Below are 17,974 nucleotides of genomic sequence, written 5' to 3' on the forward strand. Positions count from 1 at the left end.
CTATTTTTTATTTGTTTTAATTATCTTCGAACTCTTTTTATTTCTTCAAGTCTGACAAGTCAGATTCACGAAGCGCTTTTTCCAAAGCTTTTTCTTGTTCTGCTTTTTCTTCTACAGACCAACCGAGGAAGTCCGCAATGACATTGACGACATGAACTTTGATTGTATCTATACTTTCACGCATAAATAAAATATGGTTAGTGCGACGAAGCAAGTAGTCTACCGGTGTCAAGATCATTTCATCCTCAAGCGCATAGCGCAGACGCGCTGATTCTGCTAAAGATAAGCCTTCATAAGGTTTCATTTCAGAAGCATAGGCAAAAACTTGGAGTGAGTTCATTCCATAAAAGTCCGCTATGTATTTCGCCTCCTCTTCTGTAAGGCCTGCAACAACACCGATTTTCATGTTTTCAGCAACGACTTCTTCAACCTTAGTTGGATCAAATTCACCACCAGAGATCTGGTATTTTTTAGAGTCGATTGGTTCATATTTCAAATCAAAGTCCTCAATAAGTATTTGACAAATAAGCTCCATCGCACCTGCTGCCATTTTACGGTAGTCAGTGATTTTCCCACCAGCTAAAGTAATCAAACCATCGCTCTCACGTTCAAGCGAGCTCCCACGAGAAACGGAAGATGGTGCATCTGCCGTTTCTGAAAGACTTGATTCCATATTGTTCAATAAATGCTCTACTTCGGCTTTAGTTGCTGCTTTATTTTTATAGCGAAGCACAGCCTCTACGACAGCGTTAAAGCTAGTCTCAGAAACTGCACCGTTATCACCTCCGTTATAATCTGAACCCGAATTTCCACCTAGCAATGGGCGCAATCCAGCCCATGAAGATTCAATATCATTAATCGTGATATTTGCTCCAGGATAACGGAAATTGATGACATCTAAAAGGTAGTCCACATCTTCTTGAGTAACCTTTGGATCGGTAAAGTCGCCATGATAATCCGTATCTGTCGTACCAAAATATGTTTTATTTTCACGTGGAATGGCAAAAACCATACGTTTATCATGTTTTCCTGTATCAAAATATGTTGGTTGAGGCACAGGTAATTTGGCAGCATTAACCACGAGATGGACACCTTTTGTAGGACGCATTTTTGGAACAATCGGGCGAGTAAAGTTCAAGTAACGTATCTTATCTACCCAAGGACCACTTGTATTAATCACAAGTTTAGATTTTACTTCAATGACTTCATCTGTCAATAAGTCACGTGCCCGAACACCAGAGATTTGTCCATCAGTATAGATAAAATCAATCACTTTCATCTTGCTGATGGCTTGTGCGCCGTCATCTACAGCTTTTTTAATATTATCAATCACCAAACGTGAATCATTGTTACGATAGTCCAGATAAATCCCTGCGCCTTGCAAACCCTTTTTTTTAATGAGCGGCTCACGGCGTAGCACTTCTTCTGGTGAGATGGTGTAATTGGCATACGGAGAACCTTCATCAACACCTGCCAACCGATCATACAAATCCATGGCGATTTTAACAGAAAACATATCAAAAGTTGTTTTGCCTTCATCATCATAAATAGGGAGTAACATCGGGTCTGGCTTAGGAATATGTGGCGCAATGCTTTGAACAACAGCACGTTCTGAAACAGTGTCGGAAACTACTTCGACATCAAAGTTTTTTAGATAACGTATACCTCCATGCACGAGTTTCGTTGAGCGTGACGATGTTCCTTCTGAAAAGTCCTGCATTTCAAGTACAGCAACTTTCATGCCTGTTGCTGCCGCTTGTAAAGCCAATCCAGCACCAGTAATACCTCCTCCGATAATGAGCAAATCCATTTCTTCATTCTGAACTTTTGTGATTGCTTCTTGTCTTGTTTTTTTAGAAAAAGCCATTTCTATTCTCCTTTTATGTTACTATCTGATTGACTATTATTTGAAAGCGCGTGTTGCATTCACAGCTTTTTTCCAACCAGCATAAAGTTCTTCTCTACGTTCTTCTTGCATCTGTGTCTGGAAAATTTTACCAGGCTCATAAGATTCTTTAAGTTCTTCTAAATCTTTCCAAAAACCAACTGCAAGACCTGCAAGGAAGGCTGCACCGAGCGCTGTCGTTTCAAGATCTCCCGCACGTTGAATAGGGATATTCAAAATATCAGCTTGGAACTGCATCAGGTATTCATTATTTGCTGCGCCACCATCTACTTTGAGTACAGACATATCGATTCCTGTATCTTCTTTCATGGTGCTGACTACATCGCGAACTTGATAAGCTATGCCTTGTAAGGTTGCTTTTACAATATCTTCTTTTGTCGTTCCACGGGTCAATCCAAACATTGCACCACGCGCTTCTTGGTCCCAATATGGTGCGCCAAGGCCCACAAAAGCTGGAACCACATAAACTTCATCTTGACTCATAGACTGGAGTGCAACTTCTTCAGAATCACTGGCACGATCCAACATCTTCAAACCATCACGTAACCATTGGATTGATGAACCTGCAACAAAAATACTTCCTTCTAAGGCATAATAAACTTTTCCATTAATACCATAACCAATTGTTGTGAGCATGTTATTTTTGGAAATATGTGGTTTCTCACCCGTATTCATAACGATAAATGAACCTGTACCATAAGTATTTTTAATCATCCCTGGTTCAAACGCCATTTGACCAAATAATGCCGCTTGTTGGTCACCAGCCATACCTGAGATTGGTACTTCAGATCCGAAGAAATGGAAGCCTTTAGTCACACCATAAACTTCTGAGTTTGATTTAACCTCTGGAAGCATTGAAGCTGGGATATTCAGGATATTCAGGATTTCTTCGTCCCATTTTAACTCATGAATGTTGTAGAGCATAGTACGGCTGGCATTAGAGTAGTCTGTATAATGTACATCGCCATCTGTCAACTTCCATAAAAGCCATGTATCAATTGTTCCAAAGAGCAGCTCGCCTCGTTCAGCCCGCTCTTGTGCTCCTTCAACATGGTCAAGAATCCAACGAATTTTTGTGGCTGAAAAGTATGAGTCGACAATAAGTCCTGTTTTTTTGTGGAAGAGTTCATCATGTCCTCCATCTTTAAGACCATTTGCAATATCGGCAGATTGACGTGATTGCCACACGATGGCATGATAGATTGGTATACCTGTTTTTTTATCCCAAATAATGGTTGTTTCACGTTGGTTAGTAATACCAATACCAGCAACCTGCACAGGCTTGATACCAGATTCAATAAATGCTCCTGCGATAACAGATTGAACAGAGTTCCAAATTTCGTTGGCATCATGTTCCACCCAACCTTCTTTAGGAAAGTACTGTGTAAATTCTTTTTGGGAACTTCCGATGTGTTTACCCTGTTTATCAAATATAATAGCCCTTGAGCTTGTTGTGCCTTGGTCAATTGCCATAATGTAAGAAGTTTCTGTCATGTTTTCTCTCCTTTGTAAACGCTTTCTATATCTTATATTATAGCATTTTAAAATGAATAGAAACTTTCATTTTTTATCAATTTCAAAAAAAAAATGGCAGTCGAGAATAAAAAACAGATTCGAATATTAAAAATTACTCGAATTTGGGTAGTTTGTGCTTACTAGGAAATAATGAAAGAGATTCTCTACCCCTAATAATTTTAACCTTATTTGAGTTACTATTCTTAATTCTTCATCTATTCTGTAATAAATTCAGCGAGAAAATGCTAAATAATGGGGCCGTAGTAATATCTTCATAAATGGAAAATAATATTCACGTGAAAACATAAAAAAAGAGGAGAGAGTACCCCTCTTTCGTGTTTTATTCTTAATTCAAAATTGCTTTTTTTTGAAATTTTTCTTTTTTTAAGCTTTCAATATGCGACAATAATTCTTCAAAATCATAATCACTGGAAAACTCGGAAAGTATATAGACAAGCTTTCGACTGTCATTTCTTTTACTTGAGATAAGCAGATCATAGCTCTGGCTTTCTTGGTAATGCTCCAATTTTATCTTTTCAACAGATCTGAGGTTATTTTTCAGATAATGTTCCATTGGGATTTGATAGGCAGGTGTATCAGACAAATCATAAGCCACCGTCAATTGTTGAGCAGATAAGAGCTCCAGCAGCATCAAGGCATTGCGATACCCAAAGATGAGTTCTGGTAAATCCTGCTCTTTGGGTATATAACTTAAAGCAATATCTTTGAGGTTATCCAGTAAATCTTGAAAACTCTTATCAACCCAGTTTTGTTTATGCAGCATCAAATCTTCTTGAATTTTGGTAAAGAGGCTACCTTGGAAAAAGGTGAATTTATTGTTTACTTGAGCTAACTGATAACTGATGGATTTCTCCTCTTCTAAACCTAAACGATGGGGACGATAGTGGTTTAACATTCGCTCTCTTAAAGAAATATTCAAGAGAACAGTTGGAATTTTTTTACTGCGGTAAATATCAAAACGGTAATAACTTTCTTTATCTAGAATGAAAAAAGATTGGAGAAAACTGTAGAAAAAAATTGTCTCACAGTTATCCTTGCTCTGATTATCATAAATATATTGATAAAAAAGATAATCCAATAGTTGATAGAGATGATCATCTTGGTATATTTTCTTCATTTCCAAAGATTTAGTAATTTGGATATCTGTAAGTTTCCGCCTTCTTTCTGTGATTGCCAACCACCGATAAAGTTTATCTTTGCTACTTTCGGAAAAATTTACTTTTAATGTTTCTTCAAGTTGCTGTACAAATTCAACCTGAAACTTAGTGACTTGCAGCAAATCTGGTCTAAATTTAGGATGAAGCGAATCAAATAGCAGATAGTAAAAATAGCGAATTTGACTTTCTTCTCCGATCAATTTATTATTTTTGATTTGAATATCAAATTCCAATAAAAGTTTATTGAGTTCTTTGATTTTGCGAAACAAAGTAGACTCACTGAGTAGCAAGAGTTCTGCTAATTCAAAAATCATGTAATTTTTTTGTTCTAAAAATAAGAGAATCAGGCGATATTTGATACTATCTTGAATTAAAAAACTGATGACTTCATCTAAAGTTTGTGATTCCGACATGTTTAGAACGAGTTTATTGTTCTGACGAATAACTTCCATGGGTTTCCCAATCATCTGTCCTATATAAGATATATCCTCCAAGTAACTCTGAACCGAAGGGCGAGAGAGGTTTACCCAATCACATAGTTCCTGCGCAGTTAGCTTATCATGTTTGAGGAACAACTGACGTAAAATCTTAACCTGTATTTGTTCTTTCTTTTCAAGTAAAACTTCAATATTCACAGTCGTTCCTCTTTTTCTAAATTAATATTTTTCGTAGGAGTTTTCATATTCTCATTCTATTTTATCACTCCCCTATATTTTGTTATTAAAAATTGCTCAGTATGGACATAGTAAATTGGACACTAAAAAGAATATGACCAAAAAGCCTTATTCTTCTTTTAAACTTCTATATTTTGCGACTAAACTATAAAAGTGACTAGATAAACTTAGATTATAATCTTTTTATCAAACACTAAACATGTTTTATATTAATTCACTATAATATATATAAACTAATATAACCAAATCCCTTTTAGTAAATATACCAATGAATCAATAAAAAAATAAATACCAATACCTAATAAAAATAATGATATTATTATTCTAGTGGCATTACTTAATTTTTTTCGGTTATTTTTGTCTAAATACCTACTTGCTATTTTAATCAATTTTTCATTGACATTAAATATTAATGATACTTCTAAAATATATAAAGGAATCTGTACTAACAACATCCAAATTGTTAAACACAATATTGTTAATAATATATTCCCCTCTTTTGCACTTAGTGCAACCATTGCCCAAAAAGTAGGATCTGACATAGCCCAAAACTCAAAAATAAAACCTGTAAGTGGCATACTTCTCTTTGCAAATTTCATAAATTTCGATTTTTTCTGATCATCTCCTCATTCTTTATTTCCTTTCAGAAAGGTAGATCTTATAAACAAAGCAACACATACAATGGATATCAAAAAACCTATGATTACATAAGCCATATCTGGAATATGATTCATTATATTTATAAAATAATTCATGCTTAAACTAGTACCATATGAAAATATTAATCCGAAAACAACCGTGGAAAGTAAAGCCATTAAAGAAAATAAATATACTTGTTTTTTCTTTGTTCCATTTGCTAGTGCAGCCATTATAAGAACTGCTCCTACTGGATCAAATCCACCGAATCCTAACAAAATTGATGATAGTATTAATTTCATTTATCATTACCTCCATGCATCAATATCTCTAGCAACAATCTTTTAAATTTTTGTAAATTCATTAAGCAGCATTACTTGCTGTAGCATATTGTTAAAAAGAACAGAGTGTTTTTTTTATTATCAATGAAATAATAAAATCAGTCCAACACAGCGAATCAACTTTATCGGTAATATATTTAGTTATTTTAGAAAAAGCCTCAATAGGCTTTTTATTGTTTTTGAAGTTGTAAGACTTGCGCATTGTTAATCTCTTTAAAAAGTTTATTACTTGTTTCTTTAGAAATTACATCAGTTTTTACCTGGTTCAATACAAATTGATATTCAAGTTGAAATGCCTCTATGAGTAATTCGTTTGGAATAATTGTATCTTCTTGAATTTCGTTGCGAATACGGTAATGCCTGTTTTCCAAAATATGTTTTACTTCTTCAATATCACTAAAGTCAGTTATCTTATTTTCTAATCTCTCTTTTTCAAGAGAACTTAATTTTTCGATTGTTTGTTGATATAAACTACTTTCTAGTCGGCTTATATCAGTTCTTATTGTCGCAAATTCTTGCATTTCTACTGAGTCTATTCTTCTGCCACGTCGTCTTTTGGAGAATAATCGTCTTATTTTCTTACTAGTTGAATGTTTACTGCTGTTTTCTAGATAAATTCTAAAATAGTCAATAACTTTAGATGAAAATTGTGCTTTTATAGTTGTTGTATCAAGTAATGTTTCCTGCCAACTTATTATCTCATCCATTAATTTACTACTCTTAGTGTGGTCAGGGATTTGTAATCCTTTTTGTGATTGTAGTTGTTTGGTAAGACTACTACGAACTTTACTATCCTCAATTTCTTCTACCATATGAAGAATCGCATAATCAACCATATCGTTACGAACCTGATTTATATTATCAGTACTTTCACCTCCAAGTGCCGGTAATAATTTTGGGAGAATCAGTGTTGGTATAATAAGACTTAAAAGAATAACGATAGCGGCCATTGTAATAATAATTTCCCTATTCTCGTTGCTCAAAATACTAGTATTCAACGGTAAAGAGAAAGCCATTGCTAATGTCATTGTTCCATGGGCACCTGACAAAGCAAAAATTGTTGAATCACTGTTACGCTCTTCTTTTACATCAGAGAAAAAGTGTTCAATTGATCTATTTCCTTTTCTATTAGTCCAAAATTTTCTTATAAATAACATAAGCAAATAAACTAAAACGCTTATCAAAAATAGTACAATTGATTCTTTCCAACCAAGTGATTTAAAAATGTCCCAAATTCCAAATAGACTTACACCCAAGAGAATAAAAACAAAGTTATTCAGAATATCGCTTAAAATCTCCCAGATTGTATTATTCGTTAATTGAACATTTGTTGAAGTCAGTTTGAGCATATCTCCTTCAAAATTATGAATCAACCCAGCAGCAACTACAGCTAGAACACCGGAAGTTCCAAAATGTTCTGCTAACAAATAAATAAAGAAGGGGGTTAGAATTGAAATAGGGATTATGGTAGCTTCTGGCCGAGTTGCTCTGAGATTGATTGCCGTCCTAATTCGTACCAGTAGAGCACCGACAACTAAACCAATTATAATTCCACCAATTGAGACAAATATAAAGCGACCAAGTCCTTCCCAAATACTGAAATGCCCACTCTCTAAAACAGATAATCCTAAGCTCAGTAAAACTAACCCTGTTGCATCATTAAATAAAGATTCAAATTCAACGGCTTCATTAACCCCTTCGGGCATTTTCTTCCCAGAAATTATTGATTTTACAGCAACTGCATCTGTTGGCGTTACAATTGCTGCAAAACAGATAGCTAAAGGAAAAATCCAGCTACCCATTATATTATTTGTAAGCACTGCTACCAAAAGTACAGTCACCACTGCTAAAGTAATTGATAGAAAAAATATTCCTCTAAAATTTTTCCGTACTTTTTTTAATGAAGTTTTACTTCCCTCATAAAACATTAATGGAGCAATGATTAACATCATAAAAAACTCTGGCTCCAATTCAAAATTTTGAAATTCTGGTAGGAAACTCAAAATAAGGCCCACACCAATCAAGATAAAAGTTTCTGAAATTTGTGGAAAAAACTCTTTGATTATATTTGCCCCGATAACACCAATCATCATCACAGCAACAAAACTAATAGCTGACATAAAACACCATTTCCTAATTTTTATACTTTTACAGTATAACATGTTCAAGATTGGGTTTCCAAGCCTAGTATTAAAATTTATGAAATATACAAGACGATTTGTCATTTTCATAGTATATAAAAGTTATTTAGATTATTAATATAATGATAAAAAGACATCTATTTTGATGTCTTTTTATTTATTTTAATTTGGCCATTAGCAATTTTGCTAAACATTTTAACCATCCAGTAAACTATCGCGATATTCAATATTTAGTAATTCCTTTTCAGGAAATAAAAATCTATCTAACCAATTTTGACTTTCAAAAAAATTGACTTTCTCATGTTCTAGTGGATGATAGTCTCTTTCCAAAAATTTAGATAAGTTCTCTAGTGAGTCCTCTCCCAAAATAAAAATATTATCTGGATGATAAAATAGGTAATGCTTGATGGCTTTATTTGTTGTAACTAATTTTTTCTTAAAGAAAATAGCCTCCATTGTTCTCAAGGTCAAACCTGTCTGATTTTCTTGCATAATTTCAAGAATACCATTACTGTTAATTAAGAACTCTAAAAATTTTGGATAGGGTAAATATCCTTTATTTTTAAAACCTTTTTCTCCATTAATGATATAAAGTAATATTGAAATATCTAAACTTGCACATTTATCTAAAATAACATGTGCAAGTTGAGTTCTTCCTTTATCATTTCCTCCAAAAAACAAATCATAATCTGGTATTTGAAGAGGTAAATTTATACAAGGAGTATAAAAAGTAGAATTATGATAGAGCCCATATTTTTTTGCTTCAATAGGGTCAAAACTATAGTAGGAATCAATTACTCCTATTTCTCTAGAGGTTTGTAGCAAATCAATATATTTTTGAGTCAAATGATTCCAAAAAAATAGAATCATCTTTGCCTCGGTAAAATCCTTTATAATATTAGGATAGTTAGCTTTAAAACCTGAATCTAAAAATATAATAAGCTGATAACGGGCAAGCCGATGCTTCCCCACATCACTTTTTATAAAATGGACTAATCGGCGTCCTGAAATTACATCAATATTATTTAAGGTATCGAAAAAATAAAGATGTGCATTTTTAGCTACTAAGAGTATTTTGCTGTAAGAAATTTCTTTCATGTTCTAACTCCTTTCAATTCAGTATAAATTCATTGTATGATTAAATTTCAGAATATTCAAAAATATCGTCTTACAAAAAATACATTCACCAATGATGATAGTATTATATTTTTGAATATTCTAATTAATTCTAGATCATTCTGCTGTCCTTCAGATTCCTTTTTGTGTATACTAATTATTAATAGCGCTAGTTTTTAGAAAAGAATTGTATCAATTTGAAAAAGGAGAAATGATTTTATGAAAACAATCCTTCAAGCTTTTGAATGGTATTTACCCTCAGATTCTCAGCACTGGAATAATATAAAAGAGAATATTCCTGACTTAGGAAAGTTAGGATTTTCAGGATTGTGGTTACCTCCAGCTTCCAAGGCAGCTTCTGGAGTTGAAGATGTTGGTTATGGGACCTATGATTTATTCGACTTAGGGGAATTTGATCAAAAAGGGACAATTCCTACAAAATATGGGACTAAAGATGAATATCTTGATTTAATTAATACACTACATCACAACAATATTGAAGTGTATGCCGATATCGTTTTTAATCACATGATGGGTGCTGATGAAACAGAAACTATTGAAGCTGATATTAAAGCAGAAGATAACCATCTTCATAACATCGAAAATAATAAAACTGTTGAAGTTTGGACCAAATTTACATTTCCAGGAAGACAAGGAAAATACGACAATTATATATGGACCTGGCACAACTTTACGGGAATTGATTATGATGAAAGGAAAAATCAAGAAGAAATTCTTGAATTTGAAGGACATGAATGGGATGAGAATGTAGATTCAGAGAATAGTAATTTTGATTATTTAATGGGGGCTGATCTTGATTTTAGTGTTTCCGAAACAGTAGAACAACTTGAAAAATGGGGACATTGGTTTTCAGAAATGACAAAAATTGATGGTTTTCGATTAGATGCAATTAAACATATTGATTTCAAATATTTTGATAAATGGCTTGAACAGAGAGCGAAGCAATTGGATAAAAAACTTTTTATTGTTGGCGAGTACTGGTCTGATGATCTTGGCAAATTAGAGTATTATCTAGAACAATCCGGTGATAAAATACAATTATTTGATGTACCACTACACTTTAATCTGAAAGAGGCCTCTTCAACCAATGGAGAATTTGATATGCGTACTCTTTTTGATCACACACTCACTGCCAGCCAACCAGAACTCTCGGTCACTTTTGTTGATAACCATGATACTCAAGAAGGACAGGCTCTTCAATCTTGGATTCCAGCTTGGTTTAAAGAGCACGCTTATAGCTTAATTTTACTTCGCAAAAAAGGAACTCCTACTGTCTTTTGGGGAGATTTATATGGAATACCCTCACATAATGTTAATCCTGTAGGTGATAACTTAAGAACTATGATAGCCTTGCGTAAAGACTCTGAGTTTTTAAGGGAGAATGATTATTTTGATCATCCTGATGTTATTGGATGGACAAATATTTTAAAAATAGATAATAAGGAATATGGACTATCATGTATTTTAACTAATAAAAATGGTGGCTCAAAATATATGATAATTGATAAGGCGTATGCAGGTAAAGTTTATATAGATTTATTTGGAAGACATGAAATACCTATTACGCTGGATCAAAATGGTGGAGCTGAATTTTATGTCAATGATGGAAGTGTTTCGGTTTGGGTAGATAAGGAAATTGTTTCAAAAATTGATCAAATGAACTTTCAAAACTAACTATTTTATCAAATAGGATAAAAAAAGTACCTCTAATAAGGTACTTTTTTTATTTAAACTATTAGTCAATCAATGAGGTATGTTTGATTTCTTCAATATTTTTTGTTCCAGCAAGTTGCATAGTAATACTTAACTCTTTGTTTAAGTGTTCAAAAACAGATTGAACGCCTTTGGCTCCCCCTAAATTCAAACCATAAAGAACTGGACGACCTACCGCAATGACATCTGCTCCTTGTGCTAAAGCTTTGAAGACATGTTCCCCACGTCTAACTCCACTATCAAAAACAATAGGGACTCGATGATTAACACTTTTGGCGATGAGGGGTAGGACATCAATTGAAGCAGGTCCTCCATCTAATTGTCGTCCCCCATGATTTGAAACCCAGATACCGTCTGCCCCAGCGTTAATGGCATCATCTGCATCAATAGGAGATTGAACCCCCTTAACAATTACAGGAAGATTAGTTATTTTTTTAATTTTTTGAATATCTTCTAAAACAAGACCTTGTTTTGCTGCTGCATAAATTTCGCTGATTCCCTTGCCCGTTCCATCACTTTCTGAAAAAGCAGCTAGATTTGGCATTGGTAAAGGAAATTGGAAATGATTGACAATGTCTTCTTCTCTATAGCCACCTAATGTTGAATCAGCGGTTAAAATAATCGCCTTAACTCCAGCTGATACAGCTTTTTTCAAAAGAAATTCATTAAATTTATCATCTTTACTCATATATAATTGGAAAAATTGCGGTGCATCTGGTGCTGCTTTTGCGGCGTCTTCCACTGATGTACTTCCGTAAGTACTAATTGAAAAGATTGAGCCAACTTCAGCCATCGCTTTAGCAGTTGCAACTTCTCCTTCTTCATGAGCAAGGCCTTGGGCGGCAACTGGCGCTTGGATAATTGGTGTTTTTAGTTTTATACCAAAGAGTGAAGTACTTAAATCTGCAGAATCAATTCCTCTCAATACTCGAGGCATAATTTGTTTTTTGTTAAATGCTGATGTATTTTCATTCAGTGTCCACTCATCTTCAGAGCCACCACGAATATAGCCAAAGGCACCTTTATTTCCCGCAGCCTCCATACTTTGTTTCACTTTACCTTCAAGTGATTTAACATTTACAATTTCTAACGCTTTGTTTTCAGTACTAGTTTTATAAGTCATCTTAGTTCTCCTATTTTTGTAAAGTTTACATCTGTAGATGATAAATATATTATACATCTTATTTTTAAAAAATACACAAATGAAAGATTTATTTTTTTATAAACTAAAACTTATATAAAAAGATAAATTAAAAAAGTAGCAAAACTACTCTTTTATATTATTATTTTAAAAGGTGGTACGATAAGGTTTGGTTCTTTACTTTTGATAGAAAAATTTATTTTCTATTTGAACAGAATATGAAAATATTCTATTAAGTTTCTCACTCTTCCCTTCTCATTTTACAATCACGAATTATAAATTTCATTAATAAGTTCTTCTGTTTTATCCCAACCCAAACATGGGTCAGTGATTGATTTTCCAAATACTTCTGGTTTGTCTTGACGACCGTCTTCAAGATATGATTCAATCATAAATCCTCTGACATATTTATGAATTTGTTCATCCCAATTACGATTGACTAATGTTTGACGAACAATTCTTATTTGTTCCATATACTTCTTCCCAGAGTTATCATGATTAGTATCAATGACAATAAATGGATTTTGTAAGCCCATTTTTTCGTATATTTCGATACTTTCAAGAAGATTATCTGTATAGTAATTTGGATGGTTTTTACCATTTTCATCTTGTCCACCACGAAGGATGGCATGAGCTAATGGATTTCCTGATGTTTCTACTTCAGCATTCCCAAATAGAAAATCTTGAGATTGTTGGGCTGCATACATTCCATTAAACATAACTTTTAAATTCCCTGATGTCGGGTTTTTCATTCCTGTTGGGGCATCTATTCCTGAGGCAACAAAGCGATGTTGTTGATTTTCAACTGAGCGAGCGCCAACTGCATAGTAACTTACTAAGTCATCAACTAATGGTAGATTTTCTGGGTATAGCATCTCATCTGCTGTAGTCAGACCAGTTTCAGTAATTACTTTATAGTGAAGGTCACGAACCATTTTTATCCCATTGATAAGGTCTGTATGTCCATCTGCATCAGGTTCATGAATGAGACCTTTATAGCCATCTCCGTTTGTCCGCGGTTTTGCAGTATAAACACGCATTACAATAAAAATTTTATCTTCTACTTCTTTTTGAAGTTTTGACAATCTGTGAGCATATTCTAGAACTGCAGCTTCATTATCTGATGAGCAGGGGCCAATGACTAAGAGAATTCTATCGTCTTCACCCTTAATTATCGCTTCAAGTTCCTTATCACGTTTTTCTTTCTTTTCTCGTTGCTCATCATTTAAATGATTTAGCTCTTTTACATCTTTAATGTTAATTTTGTTACTGAGTTCTTTAAAAGTCATCTTTTACCTTTTTTCTATAGTTTTTTAGTAAAAATACTTAATAATATTTTACTTGCAATAAATTTTTTCTATTTTACTTTTTATGTGCCTCCTTTATAATAAAAAAAGACGTCCCAGGGGACGTCTTCTTTATCCCCTAGATGATTAACGAACATCAAAGAGGACCCACATTTTATTAGCCAAAAACTAATGTGGATCATTCATAAAGAAAAAATAAAATTTTTTAAAGTTGTTAATCATTTTGGAACCTCGATATTTAATATTATTAGTTAGTATAATTAAAATTTTTTGATTTGTCAATTATTTATCTATTTTTTCTTAATTTTATTTCAAAATTTCTTTTTACATAAACTTTATTATGTATCAAACGGTAAATAAAGAAGAAATTGAAGCATGGATGGAGTGTGCCGTATTTGCATTATTCATCGTATAGAGGTGAATTCCAGCAACATCCTCTGTTACTAAATCAACGATTTGATCGATGGCGTAAGCAATTCCAGCATCCCTTAAAGCGATAGGATTATGTTCATATTTTTCGAGTATTCTAATAAATTTTGCTGGTAATGGCGTATTACAATTTTTTAATAGACGAAGAATTTGATTTCGATTGATTACTGGCATTATTCCGGCGAATATCGGAGTATTTATCTCAGCAATTGCGCATCGTTCTTGAAAATCATAAAAACTATCATTATCAAAAAATAGTTGCGTGATTAATCTGTCACAACCAGCATCTACTTTTTCTTTAAGATAATGAAAATCACTCACTCGATTTACTGATTCGGGATGAATATCGGGGTAGCATGCACCTAAAACTTCAAAACTATCATCATAATCTTTGATAAATTTAACCAAATCACTTGCAAATTTAAAATCATCTTTCATCGGTTCAACGCTGATATCACCTCTTAAAGCAAGAATTTTTTTGATTTGTTTATCTTTTAACCGTTCCAAAATTTCGATCACTTGAGCTTTATCTAAATAAGCGGCAGGTAAATGAGCAACCGCTGGAATATCTAGTGTATTGTTTACATAATCAGCAAACTTTATAGTTGTATCTCCAATATTATCATAATTATTGTTACTACAAGTTACACTGATAAAATCTGGCGAGAGAGTTCTTAGGCTATCCAAGGTCTTTACCAAGTTGGTACTTCCAATTTGAGTTGTAGGTGGAAAAACTTCAAAAGAAAGAATTTTGGAATTACTTGTCATATTCAACCTTTCCCTTTCTTAACACCCTAGTTGCCTCAACTAAGTGTCTTAAACTAGGAATGGTTTCGGCATTACCGCGTGTTTTAAGACCGCAATCAGGATTTACCCAAACTTGTTCAATTGGTAATTTGTCCAATATTTTTTCTAATTGATTTTGTATTTCTTTTACGCTAGGTATTCTTGGAGAATGAATATCATAGACTCCAGGTCCAACCAAAGTTTGAAAATGGTGAGCTTTCAATGCATCGATAATTGATAGCTCACTTCTACTTGCTTCAAAAGAAATTACATCAGCATCCATTGCGTCAATGGATGGAATAATATCTTCAAATTCAGAATAACACATATGCGTATGAATTTGCGTTTCCGGTTTTACTTTAGAGTGAACTAAACGAAAGGCAGGAATTGCCCAATCTAGATATTCTTTATACCAATCACTTTTGCGCAGAGGTAACTTTTCTCTCAATGCTGCCTCATCAATTTGAATAATCTTAATGCCAGCTTTTTCTAAGTCAAGAACTTCTTCTTGAACAGCTAATGCCAATTGTAAAGTACTTGCTTTTAACGAAATATCTTCCCGCGGAAAAGACCAATTTAGAATCGTTACAGGTCCTGTCAGCATTCCTTTTACTGGTTTAGATGTTTGAGATTGAGCATAGGCTGACCAACGGACGGTCATAGCTTCCGGTCTAGTGACATCAGCCCACACGATTGGAGGTTTGACACAACGTGTCCCATAAGATTGAACCCATGCTTTTTGAGTAAAAACATAACCTTCTAACTTTTCTCCAAAATACTCTACCATGTCATTTCGTTCAAATTCACCATGAACTAAAACGTCTAATCCAATATCTTCTTGGAGTTTAAGACATTCTTTTATTTTTTCTTCTAAGAATGTGTCATAATCTGCTTGGCTTAATTCTCCTCGCTTATTTTGTAGCCGAACTTTTCTCACCTCTGCCGTTTGAGGAAATGAACCGATGGTTGTGGTTGGTAAAAGCGGTAAATTAAGCGATTGAGATTGACTTACTCGTCTTTCAACTAGTGAAGGTTCTCTAGTGAAGTCTTTTTCTGTTAATTTATCAAGTTTTTGCTTAAGTTTAGAATTTTCACGAACTCTTTCATTTTCAAAAAGTTCGACATTCTTCTTCAAAAAAGAAGTGTTTTTATTAAAATAAATATCGGAAATTTCATCAATTTCATTTAATTTTTCTGTGGCAAATGAAAAGTGTTTAAGGATTTCTTTTGATAATTTAGTTTCGTTTTTAACTGTTACTGGAACGTGTTGTAAAGAGCAGCTTGTATTAATTACGATATCTGATACTTCATCTAAAGCGGTTAGTAGCTCAAGTGTCTTTTGATAATTATTACGCCAAATATTTTTTCCATTTACTAATCCTGCAAAAAGTATTTTCTCTTTGGGAAAACCGTATTTTTGAATAAGAGCTAACGAATCTCTTCCTTCTATAAAATCAAGACCAATACCATCAAAATCAAGCTTTACTATTTCTTTATAGCTATCACGAACATCTCCAAAATATGTTTGAAGAAGTATCTTAAGGTTGTTTTTACTCTTAAGTAGTTCTTCATAAATAGTCACAAATAAATTTTTTTCTTCTTCAGTTTGGTCTAAAACAAGTGCTGGTTCTTCAATCTGTAACCATTCTACTCCTAGTTGATTAAGTTCTTTTAGTAGAGTTTGAAAAGCTACAATAACATCAGATAATACTGTATCTTTCGTGGCTCCTGACTTGTAATCTGCTAAAACTAAAAATGTATATGGGCCAATAATTGTTGGTCTGGTTTCAAAGCCAGCTGATTTTGCTTCCTTATATTCATTTAATAATTTTGAAAAATTTGCTTTAATAATTGTATCTTTATTAATTTCTGGAACTAAATAATGATAGTTTGTATTAAACCATTTTTTCATTGGTCTTGCTTTTACGTCATTTTGTTCATCTTGGAAACCACGCGCTAATGCAAATAAGGTATCTAGTTCACTTAATTCTAAATTTTTATAAGACTCTGGAATTGCACCAAGAGCAATTGATAAATCTAAGGTTTGGTCATAGAAAGAAAAGTCATTGGAAATAGGTGAGTCAATTCCAGCTTCTTTTTGGCTTTTCCAATTTTCCAACCGAATTTCTTTGGCTACTGTTTGTAATTCTTCTTCTGTAATTTCTTTACGAAAATATTTTTCAAGAGCAAATTTTAATTCACGGTTTGAACCGATACGTGGGAAAGCAATAATTGATTTTTTCATAGTCATAGTCTCCAATTTTTAATAGGTCTATCTTATCAAATTTAATAAAACTTTAATAATACATTTTTAATATGATGACCTATAGTTTAAAACTATAGGTTAATCAGAAAATAATAAAAAGCCCCAGTAAACTCCTTGGACTTTTTGTATTTCATTATCTTCTTTGCATTAAGTGGATTTTATCATGTAAAAATGGCGGAATAACAATTGAACTTTCTCTATCTTCTTTAATAATTATTGATTTATCTTCTAATATATCGATTACTTTAATAAGATGTGGAAGTGAAATTTCTAATTTTTTGAAAAAGTTTTTTCCTTCTTCATCTATCAAAGTAACATGGTAGGTCTGCTCAACTTGTGCCTCATCAAGCGTTAGTTCCACTTCATTTTTCAGCCAAAATGATTCTGTAGGAATTTCTGATCCGTGAGGGTCAGTTGCTGGATAGCCCATTAAGACATATAGAGATTCTATCAATCTAGGCGATGAAGCATGTTCTAAATTTTCAGCTTCATCATGGACTTCCTCCATTGTGTACCCAACCTTTTCAAAAAGAAAAGTTTCCCAAACTCGATGACTTTTTAAAATAAATCGTGCTTCGTACTTTCCTAATTCTGTGAGTGATACCCCATAATAAGGTTTATGGATAACAAGTTCTTTTTTTGCTAATCGTTTAATCATTTCAGTGGCGCTTGGTGATGATACTGATAATTTTTGAGCAATGGCATTAATACTAACAGATCCATTACTTTCATTTTTTAGGCTATAAATAGCCTTTAGATAGTCTTGTTCATTTTTTGATGTTTTCATTTTTTACCTTACTTTTC

13 protein-coding genes are annotated in these 17,974 nt (G+C 33.2%); 1 reads left to right on the forward strand and 12 read right to left on the reverse strand.

Annotated features, from left to right (window positions below):
- Positions 1–37 precede the first annotated feature (37 nt).
- The 7 genes from glpO to AB6B24_RS04050 all read right to left on the reverse strand — a co-directional run bounded on the left by glpO (position 38) and on the right by AB6B24_RS04050 (position 9,489).
- The gene (gene glpO, locus AB6B24_RS04020; RefSeq protein ID WP_311804178.1) at positions 38–1,867 is read right to left on the reverse strand and encodes a type 1 glycerol-3-phosphate oxidase; all 1,830 of its coding nucleotides are present in this window, start codon (positions 1,865–1,867) and stop codon (positions 38–40) included.
- A gap of 36 nt (positions 1,868–1,903) precedes the next feature.
- Positions 1,904–3,400, reverse strand: coding sequence for a glycerol kinase GlpK (glpK, locus tag AB6B24_RS04025; RefSeq protein ID WP_047206000.1), 1,497 nt, complete (start codon positions 3,398–3,400; stop codon positions 1,904–1,906).
- Between the two features lie 367 nt (positions 3,401–3,767).
- Positions 3,768–5,234, reverse strand: a complete 1,467-nt coding sequence (locus tag AB6B24_RS04030) for a helix-turn-helix domain-containing protein (RefSeq protein WP_047206001.1) — start codon at positions 5,232–5,234, stop codon at positions 3,768–3,770.
- 272 nt (positions 5,235–5,506) lie between these two features.
- The gene (locus AB6B24_RS04035; RefSeq protein ID WP_311804180.1) at positions 5,507–5,851 is read right to left on the reverse strand and encodes a hypothetical protein; all 345 of its coding nucleotides are present in this window, start codon (positions 5,849–5,851) and stop codon (positions 5,507–5,509) included.
- Positions 5,852–5,899: 48 nt separating this feature from the next.
- Positions 5,900–6,211, reverse strand: a complete 312-nt coding sequence (locus tag AB6B24_RS04040; protein WP_238991104.1) for a hypothetical protein — start codon at positions 6,209–6,211, stop codon at positions 5,900–5,902.
- 209 nt (positions 6,212–6,420) lie between these two features.
- Positions 6,421–8,370 carry a sodium:proton antiporter gene (locus AB6B24_RS04045; protein ID WP_311804181.1) on the reverse strand — a complete coding sequence of 650 codons (1,950 nt, stop codon included), beginning with the start codon at positions 8,368–8,370 and terminating at the stop codon, positions 6,421–6,423.
- A gap of 216 nt (positions 8,371–8,586) precedes the next feature.
- Positions 8,587–9,489 carry a hexosyltransferase gene (locus AB6B24_RS04050; RefSeq protein WP_311802674.1) on the reverse strand — a complete coding sequence of 301 codons (903 nt, stop codon included), beginning with the start codon at positions 9,487–9,489 and terminating at the stop codon, positions 8,587–8,589.
- 237 nt (positions 9,490–9,726) lie between these two features.
- On the opposite strand from AB6B24_RS04050, the gene AB6B24_RS04055 reads away from it, so the two are divergent.
- A complete protein-coding gene (locus AB6B24_RS04055; protein ID WP_311802675.1) occupies positions 9,727–11,202 on the forward strand; it encodes an alpha-amylase in 1,476 nt (491 codons plus the stop codon).
- A 61-nt stretch (positions 11,203–11,263) separates the two neighbouring features.
- Here AB6B24_RS04055 and AB6B24_RS04060 read toward each other — a convergent pair whose 3' ends face one another.
- The 5 genes from AB6B24_RS04060 to AB6B24_RS04080 all read right to left on the reverse strand — a co-directional run bounded on the left by AB6B24_RS04060 (position 11,264) and on the right by AB6B24_RS04080 (position 17,957).
- Complete coding sequence (locus AB6B24_RS04060) at positions 11,264–12,364, reverse strand: lactate oxidase (RefSeq protein ID WP_311802676.1); 1,101 nt, start codon at positions 12,362–12,364, stop codon at positions 11,264–11,266.
- A 284-nt stretch (positions 12,365–12,648) separates the two neighbouring features.
- Entirely contained in the window at positions 12,649–13,671 is a 1,023-nt protein-coding gene (locus tag AB6B24_RS04065) for a 3-deoxy-7-phosphoheptulonate synthase (protein WP_017864532.1), read from the reverse strand.
- Between the two features lie 363 nt (positions 13,672–14,034).
- Entirely contained in the window at positions 14,035–14,886 is an 852-nt protein-coding gene (gene metF / locus AB6B24_RS04070) for a methylenetetrahydrofolate reductase [NAD(P)H] (protein ID WP_311802678.1), read from the reverse strand.
- Positions 14,876–17,149, reverse strand: coding sequence for a 5-methyltetrahydropteroyltriglutamate--homocysteine S-methyltransferase (gene metE / locus AB6B24_RS04075; RefSeq protein ID WP_311802679.1), 2,274 nt, complete (start codon positions 17,147–17,149; stop codon positions 14,876–14,878). Before metE ends, metF begins: the two co-directional genes overlap by 11 nt.
- Before the next feature lie 154 nt (positions 17,150–17,303).
- On the reverse strand, positions 17,304–17,957 hold the full coding sequence (locus tag AB6B24_RS04080) for a metal-dependent transcriptional regulator (protein WP_311802680.1): 654 nt from the start codon (positions 17,955–17,957) through the stop codon (positions 17,304–17,306).
- Positions 17,958–17,974: the final 17 nt, after the last annotated feature.

Origin of the sequence: Lactococcus sp. AK05, assembly GCF_041026685.1 — a bacterium.
GTDB classification, from domain to species: Bacteria; Bacillota; Bacilli; order Lactobacillales; family Streptococcaceae; genus Lactococcus; species Lactococcus lactis.